At 73.3% G+C, this 22,895-nt stretch carries 20 protein-coding genes and 3 tRNA genes; 13 read left to right on the plus strand and 10 right to left on the minus strand.

Going from position 1 to position 22,895, the window contains the following annotated elements; translation table 11 throughout:
* Nucleotides 1-21 precede the first annotated feature (21 nt).
* The 4 genes from AC5WS8_RS21595 (at nucleotide 22) to AC5WS8_RS21610 (ending at nucleotide 930) form a co-directional block, all read left to right on the plus strand.
* Nucleotides 22-94, plus strand: a tRNA-Glu gene (locus AC5WS8_RS21595).
* Between the two features lie 18 nt (nucleotides 95-112).
* Nucleotides 113-184 (plus strand) — tRNA-Gln (locus AC5WS8_RS21600).
* A gap of 26 nt (nucleotides 185-210) precedes the next feature.
* Nucleotides 211-283 (plus strand) — tRNA-Glu (locus AC5WS8_RS21605).
* Between the two features lie 179 nt (nucleotides 284-462).
* Complete coding sequence (locus AC5WS8_RS21610) at nucleotides 463-930, plus strand: hypothetical protein (RefSeq protein ID WP_496105086.1); 468 nt, start codon at nucleotides 463-465, stop codon at nucleotides 928-930.
* 52 nt (nucleotides 931-982) lie between these two features.
* On the opposite strand, the gene ndgR is transcribed toward AC5WS8_RS21610, so the two are convergent.
* Entirely contained in the window at nucleotides 983-1,699 is a 717-nt protein-coding gene (ndgR, locus tag AC5WS8_RS21615; RefSeq protein ID WP_023546516.1) for an IclR family transcriptional regulator NdgR, read from the minus strand.
* A gap of 194 nt (nucleotides 1,700-1,893) precedes the next feature.
* Here ndgR and leuC point away from each other — a divergent pair, with 194 nt between their 5' ends.
* From leuC to AC5WS8_RS21635, 4 genes are all read left to right on the plus strand, one after another.
* Entirely contained in the window at nucleotides 1,894-3,318 is a 1,425-nt protein-coding gene (gene leuC / locus AC5WS8_RS21620) for a 3-isopropylmalate dehydratase large subunit (protein ID WP_496105087.1), read from the plus strand.
* Between the two features lie 5 nt (nucleotides 3,319-3,323).
* The gene (gene leuD / locus AC5WS8_RS21625; protein ID WP_496105088.1) at nucleotides 3,324-3,917 is read left to right on the plus strand and encodes a 3-isopropylmalate dehydratase small subunit; all 594 of its coding nucleotides are present in this window, start codon (nucleotides 3,324-3,326) and stop codon (nucleotides 3,915-3,917) included.
* 266 nt (nucleotides 3,918-4,183) lie between these two features.
* Nucleotides 4,184-4,414, plus strand: a complete 231-nt coding sequence (locus AC5WS8_RS21630) for an SCO5555 family protein (RefSeq protein WP_496105089.1) — start codon at nucleotides 4,184-4,186, stop codon at nucleotides 4,412-4,414.
* Between the two features lie 127 nt (nucleotides 4,415-4,541).
* A complete protein-coding gene (locus AC5WS8_RS21635) occupies nucleotides 4,542-5,183 on the plus strand; it encodes an HU family DNA-binding protein (RefSeq protein ID WP_496105090.1) in 642 nt (213 codons plus the stop codon).
* 63 nt (nucleotides 5,184-5,246) lie between these two features.
* Here AC5WS8_RS21635 and AC5WS8_RS21640 read toward each other — a convergent pair whose 3' ends face one another.
* Together AC5WS8_RS21640 and cofC are read right to left on the minus strand one after the other, a co-directional pair.
* Nucleotides 5,247-5,444: a hypothetical protein gene (locus AC5WS8_RS21640; protein ID WP_496105091.1), complete on the minus strand. Its 198-nt coding sequence runs from the start codon at nucleotides 5,442-5,444 to the stop codon at nucleotides 5,247-5,249.
* A 300-nt stretch (nucleotides 5,445-5,744) separates the two neighbouring features.
* Nucleotides 5,745-6,392 carry a 2-phospho-L-lactate guanylyltransferase gene (cofC, locus tag AC5WS8_RS21645; protein ID WP_496105092.1) on the minus strand — a complete coding sequence of 216 codons (648 nt, stop codon included), beginning with the start codon at nucleotides 6,390-6,392 and terminating at the stop codon, nucleotides 5,745-5,747.
* 199 nt (nucleotides 6,393-6,591) lie between these two features.
* Between cofC and AC5WS8_RS21650 the strand changes: the two genes are divergently transcribed.
* The 3 genes from AC5WS8_RS21650 (at nucleotide 6,592) to AC5WS8_RS21660 (ending at nucleotide 9,609) form a co-directional block, all read left to right on the plus strand.
* Complete coding sequence (locus AC5WS8_RS21650; protein WP_496105093.1) at nucleotides 6,592-7,362, plus strand: lysophospholipid acyltransferase family protein; 771 nt, start codon at nucleotides 6,592-6,594, stop codon at nucleotides 7,360-7,362.
* Entirely contained in the window at nucleotides 7,359-8,369 is a 1,011-nt protein-coding gene (locus AC5WS8_RS21655) for an NAD(P)H-dependent glycerol-3-phosphate dehydrogenase (protein WP_496105094.1), read from the plus strand. The genes AC5WS8_RS21650 and AC5WS8_RS21655 overlap by 4 nt, the downstream gene beginning before the upstream one ends.
* 82 nt (nucleotides 8,370-8,451) lie before the next feature.
* The gene (locus tag AC5WS8_RS21660) at nucleotides 8,452-9,609 is read left to right on the plus strand and encodes a D-alanine--D-alanine ligase family protein (protein ID WP_496105095.1); all 1,158 of its coding nucleotides are present in this window, start codon (nucleotides 8,452-8,454) and stop codon (nucleotides 9,607-9,609) included.
* A gap of 16 nt (nucleotides 9,610-9,625) precedes the next feature.
* Here the strand turns inward: AC5WS8_RS21660 and AC5WS8_RS21665 are convergent, their stop codons facing one another.
* On the minus strand, nucleotides 9,626-10,108 hold the full coding sequence (locus AC5WS8_RS21665) for a DUF3515 domain-containing protein (protein ID WP_496105096.1): 483 nt from the start codon (nucleotides 10,106-10,108) through the stop codon (nucleotides 9,626-9,628).
* 20 nt (nucleotides 10,109-10,128) lie between these two features.
* Nucleotides 10,129-10,362 (minus strand): Lrp/AsnC family transcriptional regulator, encoded by a 234-nt coding sequence (locus AC5WS8_RS21670; protein WP_059252806.1) that lies wholly within the window; start codon nucleotides 10,360-10,362, stop codon nucleotides 10,129-10,131.
* A gap of 206 nt (nucleotides 10,363-10,568) precedes the next feature.
* On the opposite strand from AC5WS8_RS21670, the gene AC5WS8_RS21675 reads away from it, so the two are divergent.
* Nucleotides 10,569-11,534: a thiamine-phosphate kinase gene (locus AC5WS8_RS21675; protein WP_496105097.1), complete on the plus strand. Its 966-nt coding sequence runs from the start codon at nucleotides 10,569-10,571 to the stop codon at nucleotides 11,532-11,534.
* Between the two features lie 8 nt (nucleotides 11,535-11,542).
* Here the strand turns inward: AC5WS8_RS21675 and AC5WS8_RS21680 are convergent, their stop codons facing one another.
* The 3 genes from AC5WS8_RS21680 to rpmB all read right to left on the minus strand — a co-directional run bounded on the left by AC5WS8_RS21680 (nucleotide 11,543) and on the right by rpmB (nucleotide 16,096).
* Nucleotides 11,543-12,745, minus strand: a complete 1,203-nt coding sequence (locus AC5WS8_RS21680; protein WP_496105098.1) for an FAD-dependent monooxygenase — start codon at nucleotides 12,743-12,745, stop codon at nucleotides 11,543-11,545.
* A 35-nt stretch (nucleotides 12,746-12,780) separates the two neighbouring features.
* Nucleotides 12,781-15,801 (minus strand): AfsR/SARP family transcriptional regulator, encoded by a 3,021-nt coding sequence (locus AC5WS8_RS21685; protein WP_496105099.1) that lies wholly within the window; start codon nucleotides 15,799-15,801, stop codon nucleotides 12,781-12,783.
* 109 nt (nucleotides 15,802-15,910) lie between these two features.
* A complete protein-coding gene (gene rpmB, locus AC5WS8_RS21690) occupies nucleotides 15,911-16,096 on the minus strand; it encodes a 50S ribosomal protein L28 (protein WP_003993230.1) in 186 nt (61 codons plus the stop codon).
* Between the two features lie 272 nt (nucleotides 16,097-16,368).
* On the opposite strand from rpmB, the gene AC5WS8_RS21695 reads away from it, so the two are divergent.
* A complete protein-coding gene (locus AC5WS8_RS21695; RefSeq protein ID WP_496105100.1) occupies nucleotides 16,369-18,069 on the plus strand; it encodes a DAK2 domain-containing protein in 1,701 nt (566 codons plus the stop codon).
* 55 nt (nucleotides 18,070-18,124) lie between these two features.
* Here AC5WS8_RS21695 and AC5WS8_RS21700 read toward each other — a convergent pair whose 3' ends face one another.
* Entirely contained in the window at nucleotides 18,125-21,025 is a 2,901-nt protein-coding gene (locus AC5WS8_RS21700; RefSeq protein ID WP_496105101.1) for a tetratricopeptide repeat protein, read from the minus strand.
* Nucleotides 21,022-22,869: an HSP90 family protein gene (locus AC5WS8_RS21705; RefSeq protein WP_496105102.1), complete on the minus strand. Its 1,848-nt coding sequence runs from the start codon at nucleotides 22,867-22,869 to the stop codon at nucleotides 21,022-21,024. Before AC5WS8_RS21705 ends, AC5WS8_RS21700 begins: the two co-directional genes overlap by 4 nt.
* Between the last annotated feature and the right edge of the window lie 26 nt (nucleotides 22,870-22,895).

Genomic DNA, 22,895 nt, shown 5'->3' on the forward strand with positions numbered 1-22,895 from the left:
ATCCTCTCCAGGATCACATGGGCCCCCGTTGTGTAGCGGCCTAGCACGCCGCCCTCTCAAGGCGGTAGCGCCGGTTCGAATCCGGTCGGGGGTACGGAAAGGTCTAAACCTTTGGTCTATGGTGTAATTGGCAGCACGACTGATTCTGGTTCAGTTAGTCTTGGTTCGAGTCCAGGTAGACCAGCTGATCTGCGGAAACGCATGATCTACGCCCCCGTTGTGTAGCGGCCTAGCACGCCGCCCTCTCAAGGCGGTAGCGCCGGTTCGAATCCGGTCGGGGGTACGCAGTCGGAAGGGCCCTCCCTCGGGAGGGCCCTTCCGCGTCGGGTCATCTCCCCGCCGAAGCGGCGGCGTGACTCCGCCGCCTCCGCCGGCCGACGCGGGCTCAGCAGCACCGGCTCCCACGGCACGGTCAGCGCGACGGCGACCTCCGCCTGCTCGTCCGGCGTCCCGTACCGCTCCATGAGGTCCGGGCCGGTGCCCGCGATCCGCTCCATGGGGCGGGCGTTGGGCTCCAAGTCCTCGACGGTGCAGGGACGGCCGAGGCGGGACAGCGCGGTGAACGCGGTCACCGGCATCCCGTGCGCCGGTCCCGTCGGCACGTCGCCGGCCGGGGCGCCGTACTTCCGGCCGAGCCGCTCCAGGAACTCGTCGGGCGGTGCGGCACCCCGCCCCGGCGGCGGGGTCGCCCTCGTCCGGGGCCGGACCGTGCGGCAGCACCCGTACGGCGGCACCCGGGCGCCCGTTCCCATCCAGCTCCTGGTCCTGCGGGGCGGCGAGCACCTCCCGGGCGGAGGCCACCGGGATCCGGCCGGCACGATGAGGCGATCTTCACGAACATGCCGGCGTACGTGCCTGGCCGAGGCCCGGGGCGTCGTGGCGGCCGGCCGCCGGGGCGAGCGGGCGGCGATCCGGCTCCGGGCTTCCTGATACCTGCCGGGGAGGGCCTGCCGCGGCGTTGAGGCCGGCCCTCTTCCGGTGGTCAGCCCGAGCGGCGCAGAGCCTCGGAGAGGCGGGCGGCTGCGTCGATGACCGCCTGGGCGTGCATACGGCCCGGGTGGCGGGTGAGGCGCTCGATGGGGCCGGAGACGGACACCGCCGCCACCACGCGGTTGGAGGGGCCGCGCACCGGTGCCGAGACGGACGCCACGCCCGGCTCGCGTTCACCGATGGACTGCGCCCAGCCGCGGCGCCGCACGCCCGACAGTGCCGTCGCCGTGAAGCGGGCGCCCTGCAGACCGCGGTGCAGCCGCTCGGGCTCCTCCCACGCCAGCAGGATCTGGGCCGAGGAGCCCGCCTTCATCGTGAGCGTGGAGCCGACCGGCACCGTGTCCCTCAGTCCCGAGAGGCGTTCCGCCGCGGCCACACAGATGCGCATGTCACCCTGGCGCCGGTAGAGCTGCGCGCTCTCGCCCGTGACGTCGCGGAGGTGGGTCAGCACCGGACCCGCCGTCGCCAGCAGTCGGTCCTCGCCCGCCGCCGCGGCCAGCTCGGCCAGCCGGGGACCGAGAATGAAACGGCCCTGCATGTCGCGCGCCACCATGCGGTGGTGTTCAAGCGCCACGGCGAGGCGGTGCGCCGTGGGTCGTGCGAGTCCGGTGGCGCCGACCAGGCCCGCGAGGGTGGCCGGACCGGACTCCAGAGCGCTCAGGACGAGGGCCGCCTTGTCCAGAACGCCGACGCCGCTACTGTTGTCCATGCAACGATACTCACGTCTCACTCTGTGAAACGCAAGTTCAATTTTTCGCGGAACGCGCCACCCTTGATGTCACGGCGGCCCCCAAGACCGACGGGCCCGGCGGTGGACGCCCGGAAAACCAGGGGTACGGGCGCGGCCACTCCCCAAGATCTCTAGTTGGGCCGGTGCAGTCTTCGCCGGCCGGAGGGAAAGCGATGGGTAGGACACTCGCGGAGAAGGTCTGGGACGACCATGTCGTCCGGCGCGCCGAGGGCGAGCCCGACCTCCTCTACATCGATCTGCACCTGCTGCACGAGGTGACCAGCCCGCAGGCCTTCGACGGGCTGCGCAAGAGCGGCCGCCGGGTGCGCAGGCTCGACCTCACCATCGCGACCGAGGACCACAACACCCCCACCCTCGACATCGACAAGCCCGTCGCGGACCCCGTCTCCCGTGCCCAGCTGGAGACGCTGCGCAAGAACTGCGCGGAGTTCGGCGTCCGCCTGCACCCGCTGGGCGACGTCGAGCAGGGTGTGGTGCACGTCGTCGGCCCGCAGCTGGGGCTGACCCAGCCCGGCACGACGGTCGTCTGCGGCGACTCGCACACCTCCACGCACGGCGCCTTCGGCGCGCTGGCGTTCGGCATCGGCACCTCGCAGGTCGAGCATGTGCTGGCCACCCAGACGCTTCCGCTGGCCCGCCCGAGGACCATGGCGATCACGGTCGACGGCGAGCTGCCCGAGGGCGTCACCGCCAAGGACCTGATCCTGGCGATCATCGCGAAGATCGGCACCGGCGGCGGTCAGGGCTACATCCTGGAGTACCGGGGCTCGGCCATCGAGAAGCTCTCGATGGAGGCCCGCATGACCATCTGCAACATGTCGATCGAGGCCGGCGCCCGCGCCGGCATGATCGCTCCCGACGAGACCACCTTCGCCTATCTCAAGGGCCGCCCGCACGCCCCCGAGGGCGCCGACTGGGACGCCGCGGTCGAGTACTGGAAGACGCTGCGGACCGACGACGACGCGGAATTCGACGCCGAGGTCCACATCGACGCCGGCGAGCTCTCGCCGTTCGTCACCTGGGGCACCAACCCGGGCCAGGGAGCGCCGCTTTCGGCCTCCGTCCCCGATCCCGCTTCGTACGAGGACGCTTCGGAGCGCCTGGCCGCCGAAAAGGCGCTGGAGTACATGGGGTTGGAGGCCGGACAGCCGCTGCGCTCCATCACGGTGGACACCGTCTTCGTAGGCTCCTGCACCAACGGCCGTATCGAGGACCTGCGCGCCGCCGCGGACATCCTGCGGGGCCGCAAAGTCGCCGACGGCGTACGGATGCTGGTCGTCCCCGGCTCCGCGCGCGTGGGTCTGCAGGCCGTCTCGGAGGGCCTCGATGTGGTCTTCAAGGAGGCCGGCGCCGAATGGCGGCACGCGGGCTGCTCGATGTGTCTCGGCATGAACCCCGACCAGCTGGCCCCGGGTGAGCGCTCCGCGTCCACCTCCAACCGCAACTTCGAGGGCAGGCAGGGCAAGGGCGGCCGCACCCACCTGGTCTCGCCGCAGGTCGCCGCGTCCACCGCGGTCCTCGGCCACCTCGCCTCCCCGGCCGACCTGTCCGACGCCCCCGCGCCCGCTGGAGTCTGAGAGTCATGGAAGCGTTCACCACCCACACCGGCCGGGCCGTCCCGCTGCGCCGCAGCAACGTCGACACCGACCAGATCATCCCCGCCCACTGGCTCAAGAAGGTCACGCGCGACGGGTTCGAGGACGGGCTGTTCGAGGCCTGGCGCAAGGACCCGGAGTTCGTGCTGAACCGCCCCGAGCGGCAGGGCGCCACGGTGCTGGTCGCCGGCCCCGACTTCGGCACCGGCTCCTCCCGTGAGCACGCCGTCTGGGCGCTGCAGAACTACGGCTTCAAGGCGGTCATCTCCTCCCGCTTCGCTGATATCTTCCGCGGCAACTCGCTCAAGAACGGACTGCTGACGGTCGTCCTCGAGCAGAAGATCGTCGACGCGCTGTGGGAGCTCACGGAGAAGGACCCCACTGCTGAGGTCACTGTGGACCTTGAGGCTCGTGAGGTGCGCGCCGAGGGCATCACCGCCGCCTTCGAACTGGACGAGAACTCCCGCTGGCGGCTGCTGAACGGCCTCGACGACATCTCCATCACGCTGCAGAACGAGGCCGACATCGCCGCGTACGAGTCGCGCCGCGCCTCGTACAAGCCCAAGACCCTGCAGGTCTGACACCTGACCTCGGCGCAAGGCTGATTTCGGCCATCGCAACACCGCTCTGTACCCCCAATCGTGGACGGTTGGGGGTACAGCCGTATCCGGCCCCGGAAGGTCCCGCGGGCCGCCGTCAAGGTCGTCAACTACCGCAGTTACAGAGGTCATTGCCTGGGTACCCGAAACTCGACCCCGCGATGGGCCGCGATGCCCGGACGGCTTCCGGGGCGCGGCAGTTGCCCCCAGCGGGGGCGACAACTCGCCCCAGATGGCACAATCTGTGCATGGACAACGACGGCCAACTCCAGCTCTATACGGCGGTCGCGGGCCAACTCAAGGAAGCGCACGCAAGGGTGCGCACACTGCAAGTCCCGGAGGGCGTACGGATGGCGCTGACCCGGAAGCTGCTGGTCATCACGGCCGCAGCCAAGCACGATCCCGCCGAAGCGGCACGGCGTCTGGAGCGGTTCATGGGCGACCTCGACGAGGAGCGCACCCCCGAAGAGGAAGTCTGAGGCGGCCGAGTCTGTTGCGGCACAAGGGTGATAAGCCCGTTTCGTGTTTGATTTGCGGTATATATCTGCCTAACGTGCGAAAAAGCTTGAACACTTTCGTTCCGGCGATGTCTCCGAAGGGGAAGACGTGAACAAGGCGCAGCTCGTAGAAGCGATTGCCGACAAGTTGGGTGGCCGCCAGCAGGCCGCCGATGCTGTGGATCATGTCCTGGACGCCATCGTCCGCGCCGTCGTCGCGGGCGAGCGGGTCTCGGTCACCGGCTTCGGTTCGTTCGAGAAGGTCGAGCGTCCGGCCCGTTACGCCCGCAACCCCCAGACCGGCGAGAGGGTTCGGGTCAGGAAGACCTCCGTGCCGCGCTTCCGCGCGGGCCAGGGCTTCAAGGACCTGGTGAGCGGCACGAAGAAGCTTCCGCGCGGTGGCGAGGTCGCCGTCAAGAAGGCGCCCAAGGGCAGCCTGTCCGGCGCGCCGCCCACCATCGCCAAGGCTGCCGGCAAGAAGGCCGCCACGAAGAAGACCACGGCGGCGGCGAAGAAGGCCGCGGCCAAGAAGGCCCCCGCCAAGACCACGGCGGCGGCGAAGAAGACCGCGGCCAAGAAGGCCCCCGCCAAGACCACGGCGGCGGCGAAGAAGACGGCGGCCAAGAAGACCACGGCGAAGAAGACCACCACGAAGAAGACGGCGGCCAAGAAGGCCCCGGCCAAGAAGGCCCCGGCCAAGAAGTCGACGGGACGGAAGACCACCGCCAAGAAGACCACCGCCCGCAGGTAACCGGGGCGCACGGGCACTCACGCGCCGGGCCGGGCTCCAGCAGGAGCCCGGCCCGCGGTGTGTTCAGAACGTGTGCAGGGTGACCAGCGTGATCCGGCGGCCCTCGCCCTCCATCTCGACCCGCACCCGCTGCCCGGGGCGCAGCAGCCGCAAGCCGCCCGCGTCGAACGCCGCCGCGTCGAAGGGGACGGGGGTGCCGTCGTCGAGCAGCACCTGCCCGGTGCGGGTGTCGGGATCGTAGGTGTACGCGGTCGCCTGCATGACGGCAGCCTAGCGGCGCCGGTGGGCGGTGAGCCCGGCGGCGGGGGCCGGCGAGGCGGCCCGGAGCCGTGCCCCGGCGACGGCCGGACGCAGGTCGAGGCGGCGTCACGGCCACCCGGAGCGGCACGGCGGCGGTCCGGCCGCGGTGCCCGCCCGGGGAGAGAGGGGGCCGCCGGCTCCTCTCCGGCCCGCCCTCCGCGTCCGTACGGCGCACGAGGTCCGGCCGCGGGCGGCGCACGGTGGCCCCCCGGCACAGGCTCCCGGGGGACCGTCCTGCCGTGAGGCCGTCGAAGGTCCCCGTCAGCCCCCCGGCTGCCCGGTCATCAGCAGCCGGGCCGTCGCCGCCGTCGTGTGCGGGCCCACGCCCAGGGACAGGGCCGCGCGCAGATCGCCGCCCGTGTCCACGTCCTGGCGCACCGAAGGCACCTCGGCGAGCGTGAGTTCCACGGCTCCCGACGCGTGGTGCCGCGCCCGGGAATCGGGGCCGAAGGCCGGCCGCAATTCCGCGCCGGGTGCTGCGGCCAGCAGCGTCGTACCGATTCCGGCGGCGTCCGGCAGAAAAGCGCGCGGGAATTCCGTGGCCGCGTCCAGGACCCGGGTCAGTTCGACGGGCCGCAGCGCCGGGAGATCCGCGTTGAGCGCCGCCACCGCACCGCGCGGACGCAGCGCCCGTACGGCGGCCGCACCGTGCGCCAGCGCGGCGTTCAGCCCGCCCGCCGGCCCCTCCGGCACGATCCGGGCGCCCAGGGCCGCCAGCTCCCGCCCCGCCACCTGGTCGTCCGTGACGACCGCCACATCACGCACCGCGGCACACGCCAGCGCCGCGGCCACCGTGTCCTGCGCGAAGGCGAGCGCCAGCCCCGGCCGCAGCGTGTCCGCGGCGGCGTCCGAGAGTCTGCTCTTGGCCCGCGCCAGGGCCTTGACGGGTACGACCACAGTCCACTGCACGAGCGCTCCGTCCCTGTCCTTGTCGCGTCCATTGTCACCCGGCCCCCTGGAGAACATGTCCGAAGCCCGACGCGGCGCGGTTCGCGGAGACAGGCGGGCGTACGGTGTTCTCGACAGACGGGCGGCCCGGGGCGACACTTGTGCGGCCCACAGCCAAGCGCCAGGCCCCCGTGCCGGGTCCCTAAAGGAAGGTGTCCGCGTGCCCCGCCGCAGAATCGGCTTCTGGTACCGCTTCGCAGCGGTCCTCTGCAAACCGCCACTGGTGGTTCTGCTCAAGCGGGACTGGCGCGGAATGGAGAACATTCCGGCCGAGGGCGGATTTATCACCGTGGTGAACCACAATTCCCATGTGGACCCCTTCGCCTACGCCCACTTCCAGTACAACACCGGGCGCGTTCCCCGATTCCTCGCGAAGAGCGGCCTTTTCAAGAAGGGATTCGTCGGCGCCGCGATGCGCGGCACCGGCCAGATCCCCGTCTACCGCGAGTCCACCGACGCGCTCAGCGCCTTCCGGGCCGCCATCGACGCCGTGGAGCGCGGCGAGTGCGTCGCCTTCTACCCCGAGGGCACCCTCACCCGCGACCCGAACGGCTGGCCCATGACCGGCAAGACCGGCGCCGCCCGCGTCGCCCTGCAGACCAGGTGCCCGGTCATCCCCGTCGCCCAGTGGGGCGCCAACGAGCTGCTCCCGCCCTACGCCAAGAAGCCCGACCTCTTCCCGCGCAAGACGCACCACGTGCTCGCCGGGCCGCCCGTGGACCTCACGCGCTTCTACGGCAAGGAGATGTCCCCCGACCTCCTGAAGGAGGCGACGGAGGTCATCATGGCCGCCATCACCCGCCAGCTGGAGGAGATCCGCGGCGAGAAGGCGCCCGAGAGGCCGTACGACCCGCGCGAGGTGCGCATCGAACAGCGCCGCCGGTCCGCCGCACAGCACAAGGCACGGGAGAAGGAGGGGCAGGGCCAGTGAGCAAGCCGGTCAAGGCGGCCGTGTTCGGAACGGGGTCGTGGGGGACGGCGTTCGGCATGGTGCTCGCCGACGCCGGGTGCGAGGTCACCCTCTGCGCGCGCCGCGCCGAACTCGTCGAGGCGGTCAACTCCACCCGGACGAACCCGGACTACCTGCCGGGTGTGGAACTCCCCGCGAACCTGCGCGCCACCACGGACCCCGCCGAGGCCGCCCGCGACGCGGACTTCGCGATACTCGCGATCCCCTCCCAGACCCTGCGCGGGAACCTCGCCGAATGGGCGCCGCTGTTCGCGCCCCACACGATCCTGGTCTCCCTGATGAAGGGCGTCGAACTCGGCTCCGCCATGCGAATGAGCGAGGTCATCGAGGACGTCGCCAAGGTCGTTCCGGAACGTGTCGCCGTGGTCACCGGGCCCAACCTGGCCCGCGAGATCGCCGCGCGCATGCCCGCCGCCGCCGTGGTCGCCTGCACCGACGAGGCCGTCGCACAGCGGCTGCAGACCGTGTGCCACACGCCGTACTTCCGCCCGTACACCAACACGGACGTCGTCGGCTGCGAACTGGGCGGCGCGGTCAAGAACGTCATCGGCCTGGCGGTCGGCATCGCGGACGGGATGGGTCTCGGCGACAACGCCAAGGGCTCGCTCATCACCCGCGGGCTCGCCGAGACGACCCGGCTCGGTCTCGCCATGGGCGCCGACCCGCTGACGTTCTCGGGCCTGGCCGGACTGGGCGACCTGGTCGCGACCTGCTCCTCGCCGCTGTCGCGCAACCACACCTTCGGCACCAACCTCGGCAAGGGCATGACCCTGGAGGAGACCATCGCGGTCACCCGGCAGACCGCCGAGGGAGTCAAGTCCTGCGAGTCCGTGCTGGATCTGGCCCGCCGGCACGGTGTCGACATGCCGATCACGGAGACGGTCGTCGGCATCGTCCACGAGGGCAAGCCCCCGGTGGTCGCCCTGAAGGAACTGATGTCGCGCAGCGCGAAGCCCGAACGACGCTGAGCGATCCCTCCCCGTTTTTGATCGTTCGCCTGCGGGGCGCACGCTGACCCAGGGCACAACCTACGGGTACTCTCATCGCGATATGAGCACCGAGAACCTCCCCCAGAGCCCTGGGCAGCCACCCCGCAAGCCGCGCGTCGCCGTCGTCTTCGGCGGCCGCAGCTCCGAACACGGGATCTCCGTGGTCACCGCCGGCGCGGTGCTGCGCGCCATCGACCGGACGACGTACGACGTCCTGCCGATCGGTATCACGCAGGACGGCCGTTGGGCGCTCACCGCCGACGAGCCGGAGCGCATGGCGATCACCGACCGCCGTACGCCGAGCGTCGAGGATCTCGCGGAGTCCCAGGAGGGCGGCGTCGTCCTGCCCGTCGACCCGGCGAGCCGCGAAGTCGTCTACAGCGAGCCCGGATCGGTGCCCAAGGCCCTGGGCGAGGTCGACGTGGTCTTCCCCGTGCTGCACGGCCCCTACGGCGAGGACGGTACCCTCCAGGGCCTGCTGGAGCTGTCCGGCGTCCCGTACGTGGGTTCGGGCGTGCTCGCCTCGGCCGTCGGCCAGGACAAGGAGTACATGAAGCGGGTGTTCGTCTCGTTCGGGCTCGAGGTGGGCCCGTACATGGTGATCCGGCCGCGTGAGTGGCGGCACGACGAGTCCGCCGCCCGCAAGAAGATCGTCGACTTCGCCGGCGAACACGGCTGGCCGCTGTTCGTGAAGCCCGCGCGCGCGGGTTCCTCGATCGGCATCACCAAGGTCGAGGACCTCTCCGGCCTCGACGAGGCCATCGCCGAGGCCCAGCGGCACGACCCGAAGATCCTGGTCGAGGCGGCGGTGCGGGGCCGCGAGATCGAGTGCGGCGTGCTGGAGTTCGAGGACGGCCCGCGCGCCTCCGTACCGGCCGAGATCCCGCCGCCGGACACGCACGCCTACTACGACTTCGAGGCGAAGTACATCGACTCCACGCCCGGTGTCGTGCCCGCCCCGCTGACCGGCGAGCAGACCGCCGAGGTGCAGCGCCTCGCGGTGGCGGCGTTCGAGGCCGCGTCCTGCGAGGGGCTGGTCCGCGCGGACTTCTTCCTGACGGAGGAGGGCGAGTTCGTGATCAACGAGATCAACACGATGCCCGGGTTCACACCCATCTCCATGTACCCGCAGATGTGGCAGGCGAGCGGGATCTCCTACCCGGAGCTGGTGGACCGCCTGATCCGGGCGGCGCTGAACCGTCCGACCGGGCTGCGCTGAGAGCAGACCGCACGGCTCAGGAGGCGATCCCCTCGGGGATCGCCTCCTTGATGGCCGGCGCCACGTCGACGAGGGGCGCCACACCCTCGGCGGTACGCGCCTTCGGGATGCTCACCTCGACGTATGCCTGCCGCAGTGTCGTCGTGAACCGGAACGACCCGTCGTTCTCCTTCTGCAGCAGCCAGCCCACCCCGTTCACGTCCGCCCCGTCGGCCTCCGGGTCCGACATCTCCGCGGGCCGGGGCACCCCGCAGCGCAGTATGATCGCCGGGCTTCCCCAGCCCGCCGTCAGCGCGGACCGGGGCTCGGGGTCGTTCCGGCCCTGGCCGCCGACCTTGCGCGGCAGCACCTTGTCCAGGTTCCGGCACAGCTTCGCGACCTTCGCGTCCGGACTGGGAACCGCCGCCGAGGGGTGCGCGTCGCTCGAGGTGCAGCCCACGGCGGCGATCAGCAGGGCGAGGGCGGGCAGAGGGAGCAGCCGGTGACGCAGGATGTTCACCGGGCAAGCGTAGACGGGGGCTACAGATGCACCACCGGGCAGGTCAGGGTGCGGGTGATGCCGTCCACTTGCTGGACCTTCGCGACCACCATGCGGCCGAGTTCGTCGACGGTGTCGGCCTGGGCGCGCACGATGACGTCGTACGGACCTGTCACGTCCTCGGCCTGGAGCACTCCAGGGATCTTGCTGATCGTCTCGGCGACGGTCGACGCCTTGCCGACCTCCGTCTGGATCAGGATGTACGCCTGTACCACGGAACCTCCAGGGCGGCCACGAGGATCATGTGGAGAGAAGGGACGCCACGGTACCGCGTCGCCGCTCGCCGGGGGGAGACCCGCGGCGACTGTGGCGTGAGCGCCGGGCGACACCGGCGACACAGGGTGACGGTCGACACGACCGTACCGGGGACGACGAGGGCTCGCGACCGGGCGCGGAAGGCAAGAGAAGGGGACGTACGACGATGAAGGGCACCGTGGGCGAGCTGGGCGAGTTCGGGCTCATCAGGGAGCTCACCTCCCGGCTCACCACCACCCCGGCGGTCCGGGTCGGCCCCGGCGACGACGCCGCGGTGGTCGCCGCGCCCGACCGCAGGGTGGTGGCGAGCACCGACATCCTGCTGGAGGGCCGGCACTTCCGCCGCGACTGGTCGACGGCGTACGACGTCGGCCGCAAGGCGGCCGCGCAGAACCTCGCGGACATCGCCGCCATGGGCGCCGTGCCGACCGCGCTGCTGCTCGGTCTGGTCGTCCCCGCCGAACTGCCCGCCACCTGGCCGACCGAGATGATGGACGGGCTGCGCGACGAGTGCCAGGTCGCCGGAGCGGCGGTGGTCGGCGGCGACGTCGTCCGCGGCGACAGCATCATGATCTCGATCACCGCGCTCGGCGACCTGCGCAACCACGAGCCGGTCACCCGGGCCGGCGCCCAGCCCGGCGACGTGGTCGCCGTCACCGGCTGGCTCGGCTGGTCCGCGGCCGGGTACGCGGTGCTCTCCCGGGGCTTCCGCTCGCCCCGTGCGTTCGTGGAGGCGCACCGGCGCCCGGAGCCGCCCTACCACGCGGGTCCGGCCGCCGCCGGGCTCGGCGCCACCGCGATGTGCGACGTCAGCGACGGGCTCATCGCCGACCTCGGCCACATCGCGGAGGCGAGCAAGGTGCGGATCGACGTCCGCTCCGGCGCCATCGACATCCCGTCCCAGATGAACGACATCGGGCAGGCCGTGGGCGTGGACCCCCTGCAGTGGGTGCTCACCGGCGGCGAGGACCACGCGATCGTCGCCACCTTCCCGCCGGACGTGAAGCTGCCGGCCCGCTGGAAGGTGATCGGCGAGGTCCTCAACCCGTCGGCGCTGCCCCAGGTGACGGTGGACGGGGCGCCGTGGACCAGCAAGGGGGGCTGGGACCACTTCGCGGACATCGAAGCGTAGACCGGGCCTCACACCGGGTACTCCGGCAGATCGACGGCCGTCGCCGCCTTCTCCGTCAGCCGCCTGAAGAAGCCCGCGAGGAGCCGGGAGCTCAGCAGCCGGTACATCCGGTCCCGGCTGCGGATCCGCCGCTCGGTGGCCGGGGCGAAGAACGGACCCGCGTTTCCGGATATCTTCTGGCAGCCCTTGGCGAAGTCCCGGATCCGCGCCTCGTACGCGGCCAGGGCGGTTCGGTGGTCGCCGCCCGCGAGGGCGAGTTCACCGGCCAGGACGTACGCGCCGACGACCGCCACGCCGGTGCCCATCCCGCCCATCGTGGCGCCGTACCCGGCGTCCCCGAGCAGCGCCACGCGTCCCTTGGTGAGGCGCTCGGCATGGATCTGGGCGATCGCGTCGAAGTACAGGTCGTCGGCGTTCTCGAGGGCCTTGAGGACCGCCGGGGTCTCCCAGCCCATGCCCGCGAACCGCTCGGCGATGATCCGTTTCTGCGCGGCCGTGTCCCGGCGGTCGTAGGCGAGCCGCTCGGAGCGGAAGACCAGCAGAGCGCCCGCGCGGTCCGGATCGCCGTCGTAGTTGCCGATGACGACCGCCCGGCCGGGCTCGCTGTACAGGCGGCCCGTGCGGTCGAGGCCCAGGTGGTTGGGGATCTCGAAGCCGGCCACGTAGTGGTCGAAGAAGCGCAGGTACCGGGACTCGTCGCCGAAGACGAGCCGACGGGTGTGCGAGTGCAGACCGTCGGCGGCGACGACGAGGTCGAAGCGGCGGGGCGCGCCGCGCTCGAAGGTGACGTCGACGCCGTCGGGGGTGTCGGTGAGCGTGGCGATGGAGTCGCCGAACACGTACTCCGCCCGGTCCCTGGTGTGTTCGTACATGATCCGGGCGAGGTCGCCGCGGAAGATCTCCACATCGCCGCTCATCATCTGGGACGGCAGATCGACGCGCGGGTTCCCGTCGGGGCCGACGACGGTCTGGACGCCCATGTGGGTCTGGTGGGCCCGGATGTCGTCCCAGATGCCCATCGCGGTCAGCACCCTGCGGTGCACAGGGCCGCGGAAGTCGACCGCGAAGCCGCCGCCGCGCAGGGCGGGCGCCTTCTCCACGACGGTGACGCGGGCGCCGTACCGGGCGAGGTTCAGCGCGATCGCGGGTCCGGCGACGCTCGCGCCGGAGACGAGGACCTTCAGGTGGCCGAGGCGGTGTGTGTTCGTCATGGCGAGGAGCGTCGCCGGGGCCGCTGACCGGGCCCCTACCGTTCGCTGACCGCCGCTGACCGCAGCCGCCGGCCCTCGTCGAAGGCCTTGCCGTACGCCTGAGGGGACAGCCTCGCGCGGGTGGCCCGGCGGACGTCCTCGACATCGGGGTCGCCCAGCAGCGGTGCGCCCCGCAGGGCCGTGGCCGCGCCGAGGAGCACGGCCGCATGCTCGGGCGACTCGGCGACCGACGCCAACGCCTCGGCGCTCTCCGCGAGTTCCAGCACGCCCGGCTGCCCGGCGGCGAGATCGGCGGCCTGCGCCAGCCAGCCGCGGGCCTCCTCCAGGCCCCCCTCGGCGGCGGCCGTGCGGCCGATGCCGATGAGGATGCGGACGGTCTCCCCGGCGCTGAACCAGTTGGCCGCGCAGGTCTGAAGGGCCTTCTCGTACCGCACGCGCGCGTGCGCCGTGTCGCCGGACCGCCGGGCCAGGTCGCCCAGCCCGCGCCGGGCGCCCGCCACCTTGTCCGGGGCGCCGGCGGAGTGCGCCAGCGCGGCCGACTGCTCGAAATGGGCGGCCGCCTCCGCGAAGTCGCCGCGGTGCAGCAGCACGGTCGCCCGGGAGCGCAGCAGGTCCGCGGTCTCCTCCGGCGCCTGGAGCTCCCGGGCGTGCGCCAAGCCCTCGTCGAACAGTTCCAGGGCCCGCCCGTACTCGCCGCGCCAGTCGGCGAAGGCACCGAGGGGATCGAGGCAGTTGGCCATGCCCCAGCGGTCGCCGGTGGCCCGGAAGCCGGCCAGGGCACGGACGAAGGCGGCCTCCGAGGCGGTTGCACGGCCGGAGAAGAGCGCCTGGTAGGCGAGGCCCAGGTCCAGCACCGCGCGGCCCCAGGGATCGTCGCCGACCTGGACGGCGTGGACTTCCGTGTCGGGGGACAGCAGCGGGCCCCCGGCGAGCGCCCACAGGACCATCGCGGACGGCCGCCGCAGCGGCTTGTCGAGAGCACGCATGATCGTGGACGCCCGCGCGATGCGGTCGGGTTCGGCCGGGTCGTCGCCGCGTCCGGTGATCGTGCTCATCACGCACAGGGCGTACTCCTCGGCCAGCCCCCCGGGCGGTTCGTCACCCGCCGACGCCAGCAGCGCCCGGGCCAGGGGAACCTGCTCGCCGTGCGGGCCGCGCAGCCGGCGGAACCAGGCGAGGTCGGCCATCAGGCGCAGGGCGTCCCCGGGAGCGGTGGACACGAGGTGGCGCAGCGCCGCCTCCAGGTTGCCGTGCTCGGCGGTGAGCAGGGCCAGCCAGGGCAGCTGTTCCCCGCTGCGGAGGTACGGCTCCGCCCGCTCGGCCAGCCGCAGGCAGTACGCGGCGTGCGCCTCCCTGAGCCGCTCCCGCTCTCCGGACCGGTCGAGGTGCTCGGCGGTGAACGCGCGGATGGTCTCCAGCATCCGGTAGCGCCCCTCGGCCACCTCCAGGAACGACTTCTCGGCGAGCGACGCCATGAGGTCCTCCGGAAACGGCACTCCGCACACCGCCTCCACGGCCTCCAGGGTCGCGCCGCCGGAGAACACGGACAGCCGCCGGGCCAGCTCCCGCTCCTCGTCGTCCAGCAGGTCCCAGCTCCACTCCACGACCGCGCGCAGGGTCCGGTGCCGGGGCGCCTTGGTGCGATCGCCCCGGGACAGCAGCCGGAACCGGTCGTCCAGACGGTCGGCCAGCTCCTCCGGGGTCAGCGTGCGCAGCCGGGCCGCGGCCAGCTCGATGGCCAGCGGCAGACCGTCGAGCGCGGCACAGACGTCCGCCACGCGCGCGTGCCCCTCGAAGCCGGGCCGCACCGCCCGGGCCCGGTCCACGAACAGCCGCTCGGCGTGCTCCGGCGGCAGCGGCGGCACCGGGCACAGCACCTCGCCGGTGATGCCCAGCGCCTCCCGTCCGGTGGCCAGGACGCGTACGCCGGGGCAGGCGCCCAGCAGCAGTGCGGCGACGCGTGCGGCCTCCTCGACGAGGTGCTCGCAGTTGTCGAGCACCAGCAGCACCTCACGGTCCTCCAGGGCGGCCAGCAGCCGTTCCGTGGCGTCCACGGCCGGCCCGCGGAAGCCGTCGCGCACACCGAGCGCGGTGAGGACGGCGTACGGGACGGCGGAGCCGTCGGTGAGCGGGGCCAGCTCGACGAAGTGGACGTCGGGGTGTCTGCGCGCCGCCTCCGTGGCCAGCCGCGTCTTGCCGGCGCCGCCCGGGCCGGTCAGCGTGACCAGACGGGTGCCGGGCGCGGTGAGGAGAGCGCGGATGCGGGCGAGCTCCGGGGCGCGGCCGACGAAGCCGGTCAGCTGGGCCGGCAACCGGGGGGCCGGGGAGGGGCCCGTGCCGCGCAGCAGCTCCCGGTGGAGGGCGGACAGTCCGGGCGAGGGGTCGGTGCCGAGTTCGTCGGCGAGCGTGCGACGCGCCTGCTCGTAGACCTTGAGGGCCTCGGCGGGCCGCCCGGCCGCGTGCAGGGCCCGCATCAGCAGCTCGTACAGACGCTCGCTCAGGGGATGCGCGGCGAGCAGGGCACGCAGTTCCGGCACCAGGGCGGAGCCTGCCCCGAGGGCGAGTTCCGCCTCGGCGCGGTCCTGCAGGGCGCCCAGCCGCAGCTCCTCGAGACGGGTGTGCTCGGCCCGCGCTTCGGGAAGGTCGGGGAGCGCCGGGCCGCGCCACAGGGCGAGCGCCTCCCGCAGCGTCGTGGCCGCCGCGCGGTGGTCGCCGACGGCCAGGGCCGCGGAGCCTTCGCGGCTGAGCCGTTCGAAACGGTACGCGTCGACCGTGTCGGGCAGGACGGCGAGACGGTAGCCGGTGGGAGCCGCCTCGATCTCCGCGTGGGAGCCCAGCCGCCTGCGCAGGCGGGAGATCTGCGACTGGAGGGCGTTCGCGGCTCCGGCGGGCGGCTCGTCGCCGTACAGGCCGTCGGTGAGCCGCTCGGTGGACACGGTCCGCCCGGCGCCGAGCAGAAGCAGGGTCAGCAGCGCGCGGGGGCGGGGGCCTCCGGTGTCGAGCGGGGTGCCGTCATCGGTGCGGACGTCGAGGGGGCCGAGGATGCCGAAGCGCATGCGGCGGATTCTGGCAGGCCCTGCCTGCGCGGGCACAGCAAAAAGCCGGCCCATCGGGATGGACCGGCTCAGTGCAGCGAACCACCGGTGGCCGCGCGCTTAACTGGCGTCAGCGCGAGACCTTGCCGGCCTTGATGCACGAGGTGCAAGCGTTCACGCGCTTCGGCGTCCCGCCCACCACGGTACGCACACGCTGGATGTTCGGGTTCCAGCGACGGGACGTACGGCGGTGCGAGTGCGAGATGTTGTTGCCGAAGCCCGGCCCCTTGCCGCAGACGTCGCAGTTGGCAGCCACGGGTCACTCCAAAGACTTCAGATGCACTTACGGTTTGGTCCCGGCATGCCGGGATCGAGATCGCAGGATCTGAGTGGCGCTGCCAGGGGAAACGCCCGACCTGGATCGGGCAACCGGAGCAGCATACATCCGCTGCGCCCGTAGAACGAAACTACCACGGGTCCGCCGGGCCCTGCGCGGCCCTGTGGGACGGCCCGCGCCCGGCCCACGTACCGGACCGGACCCCCCGGGGTCTACGCTGCCTCCACGTCCAGCAGCTGAAGGAGGCGCGGGTGGCGCAGGTGCCGCAGCCCTTGGATGCTCTCGCGGTGCGCACCTGGTGCTCTCTCGCCCTCCAGGCCCTGGGGCGGGCGCGCGAGGAGATCGACGCGATCAACGTCTATCCGGTGGCCGACGGGGACACCGGCACCAACCTGTATCTGACCGTGGAGTCGGCCGCGGCGGCCGTCGAGGCCGTCTTCGCCGGCTACGAGACGGGCGCCGCCGGGGGAGAGGGGCGGCCGGCGCTCGCCGACGCCGTACGGGCCATGGCGCACGGCGCGCTCATCGGGGCCCGCGGCAACTCCGGGACGATCCTCGCGCAGTTGCTGCGCGGCATGGCGCAGGTGCTCGCCGCCGACGGCGAGACGGCCCACGCCGACGCGCAGGGCCTGCGGCTCGCCCTCAGGCAGGCCGCCGACTCCGCGCGCCAGGCCGTCGCTCACCCCGTGGAGGGCACCGTACTGAGCGTCGCCTCGGCCGCCGCGGACGCGGTCACCGGCGCCGAGGGCGACTGCGGCAGCGTGGCACGGGCGGCGTACGAGGGAGCGTGGACCGCCCTGGCGGCGACGCCCGGACAACTGGCGGTCCTGGAGCGCGCCGGAGTCGTCGACGCGGGCGGCCGGGGGCTGGTGGCGGTGCTCGCTGCCCTGGTGGAGACGCTGACCGGCGAGGCGCCCCGGGTGGCCGTGGAGGCGTCGGCCACCGCTTCCGGCGGCCACGCGCGCGTACCGGATGCCAGGATCACCGTGCCCCGCCAGGGCTCCGGGGACTGCTCCGCCGACGGGGGCGGGCCCGCGTACGAGGTGATCTACCTCCTGGAGGCCGGCGACGCGGCCGTGGCGCGGCTGCGGGAGCGGCTCGACGCGCTCGGGGAGTCGCTCGTCGTGGTCGGCGGGGACGGGCTGTGGAACGTCCATGTGCACGCCGACGACCCGGGTGCCGCCGTGGAGGCGGGCATCGAGGCCGGGCGGCCGCACCGGATCCGGATCACCCACTTCGGCTCCGGCGACGCGCACACCGCGGGCGCCGGGCGGCCGCCGCGCGAGCGGGTGCAGCGGGCGGTGGTGGCCGTGGTACCGGGCGAGGGCCTGGCCGGGCTCTACCAGGAGGCCGGGGCGACCACCGTGCTCGCCCGCCCGGGGGAGCCACCGGCGAGCGGGGAGCTGGTGGAGGCGGTGCGGCGGGCGCACGCGCGCGAGGTCGTGCTGCTGCCCAACGACGCCGACCTGCGCCACACGGCGGCAGCCGCGGCCGAGCAGGCCCGCACCGAGGGCGTCCGCGTGGCGCTGATCCCCACCCGGTCCGCGGTGCAGGGCATCGCGGCGCTGGCCGTGCACGAGCCGGAGCGGCGCTTCGACGAGGACGTCGTGGCGATGACGTCGGCGGCCGGGGCCACCCGGTACGCCGAGGTGACCGTGGCGGCGGAGCGGTCCTGGACGATGGCCGGGATCTGCCAGGCCGGGGACGTCCTCGGCCTGATCGACGGCGATGTCGCGGTCATCGGCTCCGACGTCCCGGCGACGGCCGAAACGGTCCTCGACCGCATGCTGGCGGCGGGCGGCGAGATGGTCACCCTGGTCCTGGGCGACGAGGCCCCGGACGCCGTCGCGGAGCACCTTCAGGCGCGGGTGCGCGAGGCGTACCTGGCGGTCGACACGGTGGTGTACCGGGGCGGCCGCCAGGGGCCGCTGCTGCTGATCGGCGTGGAGTGATCCGGAACGCCGCCGGGCGCCCCTCCCCACGGAGGCGGACGCCCGGCGGCGTCCGTCACCGCTGCTGCCGGGTGGCCAGGAGGTCCAGCAGGCGTTCCGCCTCCGCCCGCCGGGCCTCGGCCGTATCGGCGTCGGCGCCCGCGTCCTGGCAGGCCGCCAGCACCGCACGCGCGCGTGCCGACGCCTCGTCCGGGCGCCCGAGGTCGGCCTCCAGCCATCCCGCGGCCAGTTCCGTGCCGGTCCGCGGGCCGAGGGCGCCCGCGCCGAGGGAGGCGAAGGCTGCGATCGCCTCCGTGAAGTGCGTCAGGGCCTCCTCGAACACCGCGTGCGTCGCCTCCTCGTCCGCGCCCTCGCCTGCCGACCGGGCGACCAGCTCGCCCAACTGGCGGTGCGTGTGCCCGAACTCGGTGACGAGCAGGGCCCGCGCGTCGTCGTCCGTCGCGGCGTCCGCCGCGGTGGAGCACTCCCGCGCCGCCTCGGCCATCAGCTCCCGCCCCGCGTCCAGGCCCTTCTCCCCGCCCGCCGCAAGCCACGCGCGGGCCCGCAGCGCGCGCACCAGGCCCGGTGTGTTGCCCAGCTCGCGCCACAGCTCACCGGCGCGCGCGTACGCCCTCTCCGCCTCCGCCGGCAGGTCCGCGCGGCCCAGCGCCTCGGCGGCCAGGTGCGCCAGCACGGCGTGATCCCGCTGGTCCGGCCAGTGCCGCGCGATCTCCGCGGCCCGCAGCCATCGCTCGGCCGCCTCCCGGTGCTCGCCCAGCTGCGTGTGGCAGTCGCCGAGCCACCACCGGGTCTGCACGATCGCCCCGTCACCGTGCGTCTCGGCGGTCAGATCGGGCAGCGCCGACTCCAGCACCTCCGCCGCCTCCGCGAACCGCCCCTGCCGCAGCAGGAGCCCGCCCAGCTGGTGCCGCGCCCACGCGCCCAGCGTCGGGCCCTCGCCCGCCTCGTCGGCCCAGTGCGCCGCTTCCAGGGCGTGCCCGGCGGCCTCCGGGATCCGCTCCGACGCCGCCAGCACCTCCGCCACCTGAAGGTGCAGCTGTGCCTGTCCGACCGGCTCCAGGTGACCCCGGCCGTGCTCCAGCGCCGCACGGGCCGCCCGCTCGGCCGTCTCCGCCTCGCCGAGCTGCCGGGCGACGCCGGCCAGCCGTGCCTCGTACTCCACCGCGAACCACGGCAGGCCCGCCGCCACGTACTCCTCCGCCGCCCGCGCCAGCAGCTCCGCCCCGGCCCGCGGGTCCCCGGCGTGCAGCGCCAGCCCGCCGAGCATGGCCTTGGCCTCGGCGGCCCGCGACGCCAGGTGCCGGTCGGCGGTGTTCGGCCCGGCGAACGCCAGCAGCTCCCTGGCGGCCTCCTCGGCGGCTTCGGCGTCGCCGCCGCCCTCGTGCAGCCGGTTCATCAGGACGCGGGCCCGCCCGACGAGGACGGACGCCGTCTGCCGCACTCCCGTACCACCGGCCTCGAACAGGGCGAGGGCCTCCCCGCGCAGCGCGGTGACCGTCTGAAGCGCCTCGTCCGGCCGGCCCGTCAGGGACCGTACGAAGGCCGCACGCGCGCGTGCCGCCAGCGCCTCACCGGGGTCACCGGCGGCCAGGTACAACCCGGCCGCCCGCTCGAACAGTTCGACGCCGTCCGGGCCCCGGCTCATCGCCTCGTGGTCGACGAGGTCCGCCTGGTCCCGGGGATCCAGCTCCCGGCCCTCGGCGGCGCGCGCCACGGCCGCCCAGGCGTCCATGGCGGCCGGGTCCAGGGCGTCCGCCAGCCGCCGCGCCTCGGCGAGGAGGTCCGCGAGGTCCCGCTCCTCGTCCTGCGGGGCGGGCGGGGGCGGCGCCACCGGCGCCGGGCGCGTCGTGCGCACGCCCAGCGGCAGCCGGTCCACCAGCGGGCGGCGGTCCATGCGCTCCCGGGTGCGCTCGCCGACGTACGGGGTGCCGTTGCGCGCGTCGAACCGGGCGGCCAGCGCGAGCGCCTCACCGCGCGCGTGGGCGGCCAGTTCCCGGGCCGCCCACTCACGTCCCGCCGGGCCGGGCACCACCTGGTCGCCGAGCCCGCGCTCGACCAGCCGGTCCATCAGCAGCGCCACCACGGCGAGGAAGTCCAGCTTGCTGCGCGGCTCCCCGGAGTCCGTGAAGTACGCCGGCCGCTCGGCCAGCAGTTCGAGGCCGCGGGCCTCGTTGCCGGTCAGCGCGCAGAACTCCACATGGTCCGCGTACGAGGACCGCATGCTCTCCATGGCCCGCACCAGCCGCAGCCCGCGCAGGTGGTGCGCCCGTGCCTCGTCCGGACGGCCCAGACGCAGCAGCGGCAGCAGGGAGGAGGCAAGGACGGCGTGCGGTTCGTGCGCGCAGACGTGCTCGCCCCGAAGGACCGGCCGCCACAGCTCCAGCGCCCGCTCGTCCTCGCCCCTGCGGGACTGCCACCAGCCCTGGTCGTGCAGCTCGCACGCGTGGCAGTCGGCCATCGCGTCCCGGTCGGCGGCCAGCCACGCGGCGTACGCACGCTCGGCCCGCCCCAGGTCCCCGATGTGCGCGGCGATGTTGAACTCGGCGCTGCGCACGGCCCGTTCGGAGTACCCGGCCAGCCGGTAGCGGTGCTCCATCTCGCCGAGCCACTTCTCCATGGAGGCGAGCGGGATGTGCGGCTGGCCCAGCATGCCCGACGACATCCACTTGAACACCCAGTGCAGCGAATGGGACTCGTACTCGTCGAAGTCCTCCGGACGCTCGTCCCACATGCGCAGCAGCCGCGCGAACGGGACGAACATCTTGTCCTTCTCGGAGCTGTAGTTGTAGACCTTCAGCTGGTGACCGAGCGCCTCGATCACGGCCAGCGGTACGCCCAGCCTCTCCGCCTCCACCAGCAGCTGCTCCGCACGCGCGTTGCGGGCCGGGCCCTCCGGCTGCTCGTAGTTCTCCGCCATCGCCCGGCGCAGCGAGTCGAAGTCCATGACCTGGCTCATCGGAGGCCGTCCTTGGGCGAGTCGGTGTGGGTGGCCCATTCCAGAAGGCCGATGAAGGCACGGTTCAGCAGCGCGGAGTCCGCGGGCCTGAGCGGCCGCTGGGCCATCAGCAGGGCCTGCCCGTACAGCGACTCCGTCGCGGTGCCGATCAGCTCCGGGTCGCCGAGCGAACTGATCCTGCGGACCAGCGGGTTGAGGTGGTTGAGCACCAGACGCGCGCGTGGAGCGCTGCCCCGCAGCGAGCCCAGGATGCCCGCCCACAGCTCGTCGGACTGCTCCTCGGCCTCCGCCCGCGCCTGCTCGTGGCGCGCCTCACGGTCGTCCAGGTGCAGCGCGGGCACGGACAGCGGGTGGAACGCGCGCAGCACGACATCGCAGCCCAGCGGGTCGAGCCTGGCGCGCGCCGCCGCCAGGAAGGCGGCGAGGGCCAGCTCCTCGGCCGGGTCGACCGCGTCCAGGTGCGCGGTCACCGTGTCCGCGTCCAGTTCGGCGACCGGCGTGCCCGGACGCACCGACGGCAGCGCCTCGATCAGCTCGCTGTCGTAGGTGTAGCCGCCGTTGACCACACCGACGCCCTGCGCGGACGCGATCGGAGCGACCTGGCGGTACTCCTCCACCGTACGCGTGAAGTGCACGACGGGGTGCCGCTGCGCGAACTCCTCCAGGGACAGCCGCCCGTCGGTCGTCTCGAAGGGGAGCCACGGCAGCATCGTGCGCAGCATCTCCTTGTCGTGCCGCGCCAGCGACTTCACGCCCAGGTGGTGCACCGACAGGAAGGCGGCGAGCCGCTCGGGGTCACCGGCGGCCAGAGAGGTCAGCCAGGACCGGATGCGCTCCCCGAGGGCCTCCCGGACGGCGGCGAGCGTCTCGTCCTCGTACAGCGACTCGCGCGACGCCGTGGGCCTCAGGCTGTCCGTGTCGAGCACACAGCGCACGAAGAACGCCCAGTCCGGCAGCAGCTGTTCGGCCCGCTCCGTCAGCAGCATGCCCTTCAGGTGCACCCGGTGACCCGCCCGCTGGGCCGGGCTGACGGCGGTCGGCAGCACGTAGGCCACCCCTCGGACGCCGGCGAGCGGCACGCCCAGGTCGATGGAGTCCAGCGGGGTGAAACCGAACAGGTCGTGACAGTGGCGCGCCAGGGCCACCCTGCGGGTGGCGGGGGAGGGGTGGGCGCGGTCCCAGGGCGCGGGCAGGTCCGTGACCGGCTCGTCGCCGACCCGGACGTCGTACGGCAGCAGCGACCCGAAGTCCCGTGCCAGGGACCGCACCCGGTCCGCGGAGAGCCAGTCGGCGGCACCCGGGCGCGCCACCAGGTGCACGGTGGTGCCGGGTTCGGGCCGCGCCTCGGGCGGCAGCGTGCGCACGACGTACGAACCGTCGTCGGCGGCCGTCCACTCCACGGGCGCCGCGTCCGGTGTGCGGGCGCTGCGGCTGACGACCCGGATGCGCTCGGCGACGACGAAACACGCGAGCAGCCCGATGCCGAACTGCCCGAGGAAGTCGGAGCGCGCCTCCTGCAGGTCGTCGGCGCGTTTGGAGCTGCGCCCGATGGTGGCGAGGAGGTTGTGCACATCGGACTCGGTGAGCCCGATGCCCGAGTCCTCCACGCGCAGCGCGCCGCCGTCCGCGTACAGCCGGACCGTGGCGGGCGCGTCCGGCTGCTCGGCGCGGCGGGCGGTGATCGCGTCCACCGCGTTCTGCAGCAGCTCGCGCAGATAGACCTTGGGGCTGGAGTAGAGGTGATGGGAGAGCAGGTCCACCAGACCGCGCAGGTCGACCTGGAAGGTGTGGGCTGACGTAGGCGACTGTGGGGCCGGTGAGGACTGTGAGGTCTGGGAATCCATCGTCACGGCGCCGCGGGTGGGGGACG

This window comes from Streptomyces sp. PTL18, from assembly GCF_059510295.1.

Excerpts from the sequence above, each read along its gene's own strand:
- AC5WS8_RS21660 (WP_496105095.1), top strand. The coding sequence starts at position 8,452 with ATGAGCACCGAGAACCTCCCCCAGAGCCCTGGGCAGCCACCCCGCAAG.
- AC5WS8_RS21675 (WP_496105097.1), top strand. The coding sequence starts at position 10,569 with ATGAAGGGCACCGTGGGCGAGCTGGGCGAGTTCGGGCTCATCAGGGAG.
- AC5WS8_RS21640 (WP_496105091.1), bottom strand. The coding sequence starts at position 5,444 with ATGCAGGCGACCGCGTACACCTACGATCCCGACACCCGCACCGGGCAG.
- AC5WS8_RS21685 (WP_496105099.1), bottom strand. The coding sequence starts at position 15,801 with ATGCGCTTCGGCATCCTCGGCCCCCTCGACGTCCGCACCGATGACGGC.
- AC5WS8_RS21700 (WP_496105101.1), bottom strand. The coding sequence starts at position 21,025 with ATGAGCCAGGTCATGGACTTCGACTCGCTGCGCCGGGCGATGGCGGAG.
- leuD (WP_496105088.1), top strand. The coding sequence starts at position 3,324 with ATGGAAGCGTTCACCACCCACACCGGCCGGGCCGTCCCGCTGCGCCGC.
- AC5WS8_RS21610 (WP_496105086.1), top strand. The coding sequence starts at position 463 with ATGAGGTCCGGGCCGGTGCCCGCGATCCGCTCCATGGGGCGGGCGTTG.
- AC5WS8_RS21680 (WP_496105098.1), bottom strand. The coding sequence starts at position 12,745 with ATGACGAACACACACCGCCTCGGCCACCTGAAGGTCCTCGTCTCCGGC.
- AC5WS8_RS21630 (WP_496105089.1), top strand. The coding sequence starts at position 4,184 with ATGGACAACGACGGCCAACTCCAGCTCTATACGGCGGTCGCGGGCCAA.
- AC5WS8_RS21705 (WP_496105102.1), bottom strand. The coding sequence starts at position 22,869 with ATGGATTCCCAGACCTCACAGTCCTCACCGGCCCCACAGTCGCCTACG.
- ndgR (WP_023546516.1), bottom strand. The coding sequence starts at position 1,699 with ATGGACAACAGTAGCGGCGTCGGCGTTCTGGACAAGGCGGCCCTCGTC.
- leuC (WP_496105087.1), top strand. The coding sequence starts at position 1,894 with ATGGGTAGGACACTCGCGGAGAAGGTCTGGGACGACCATGTCGTCCGG.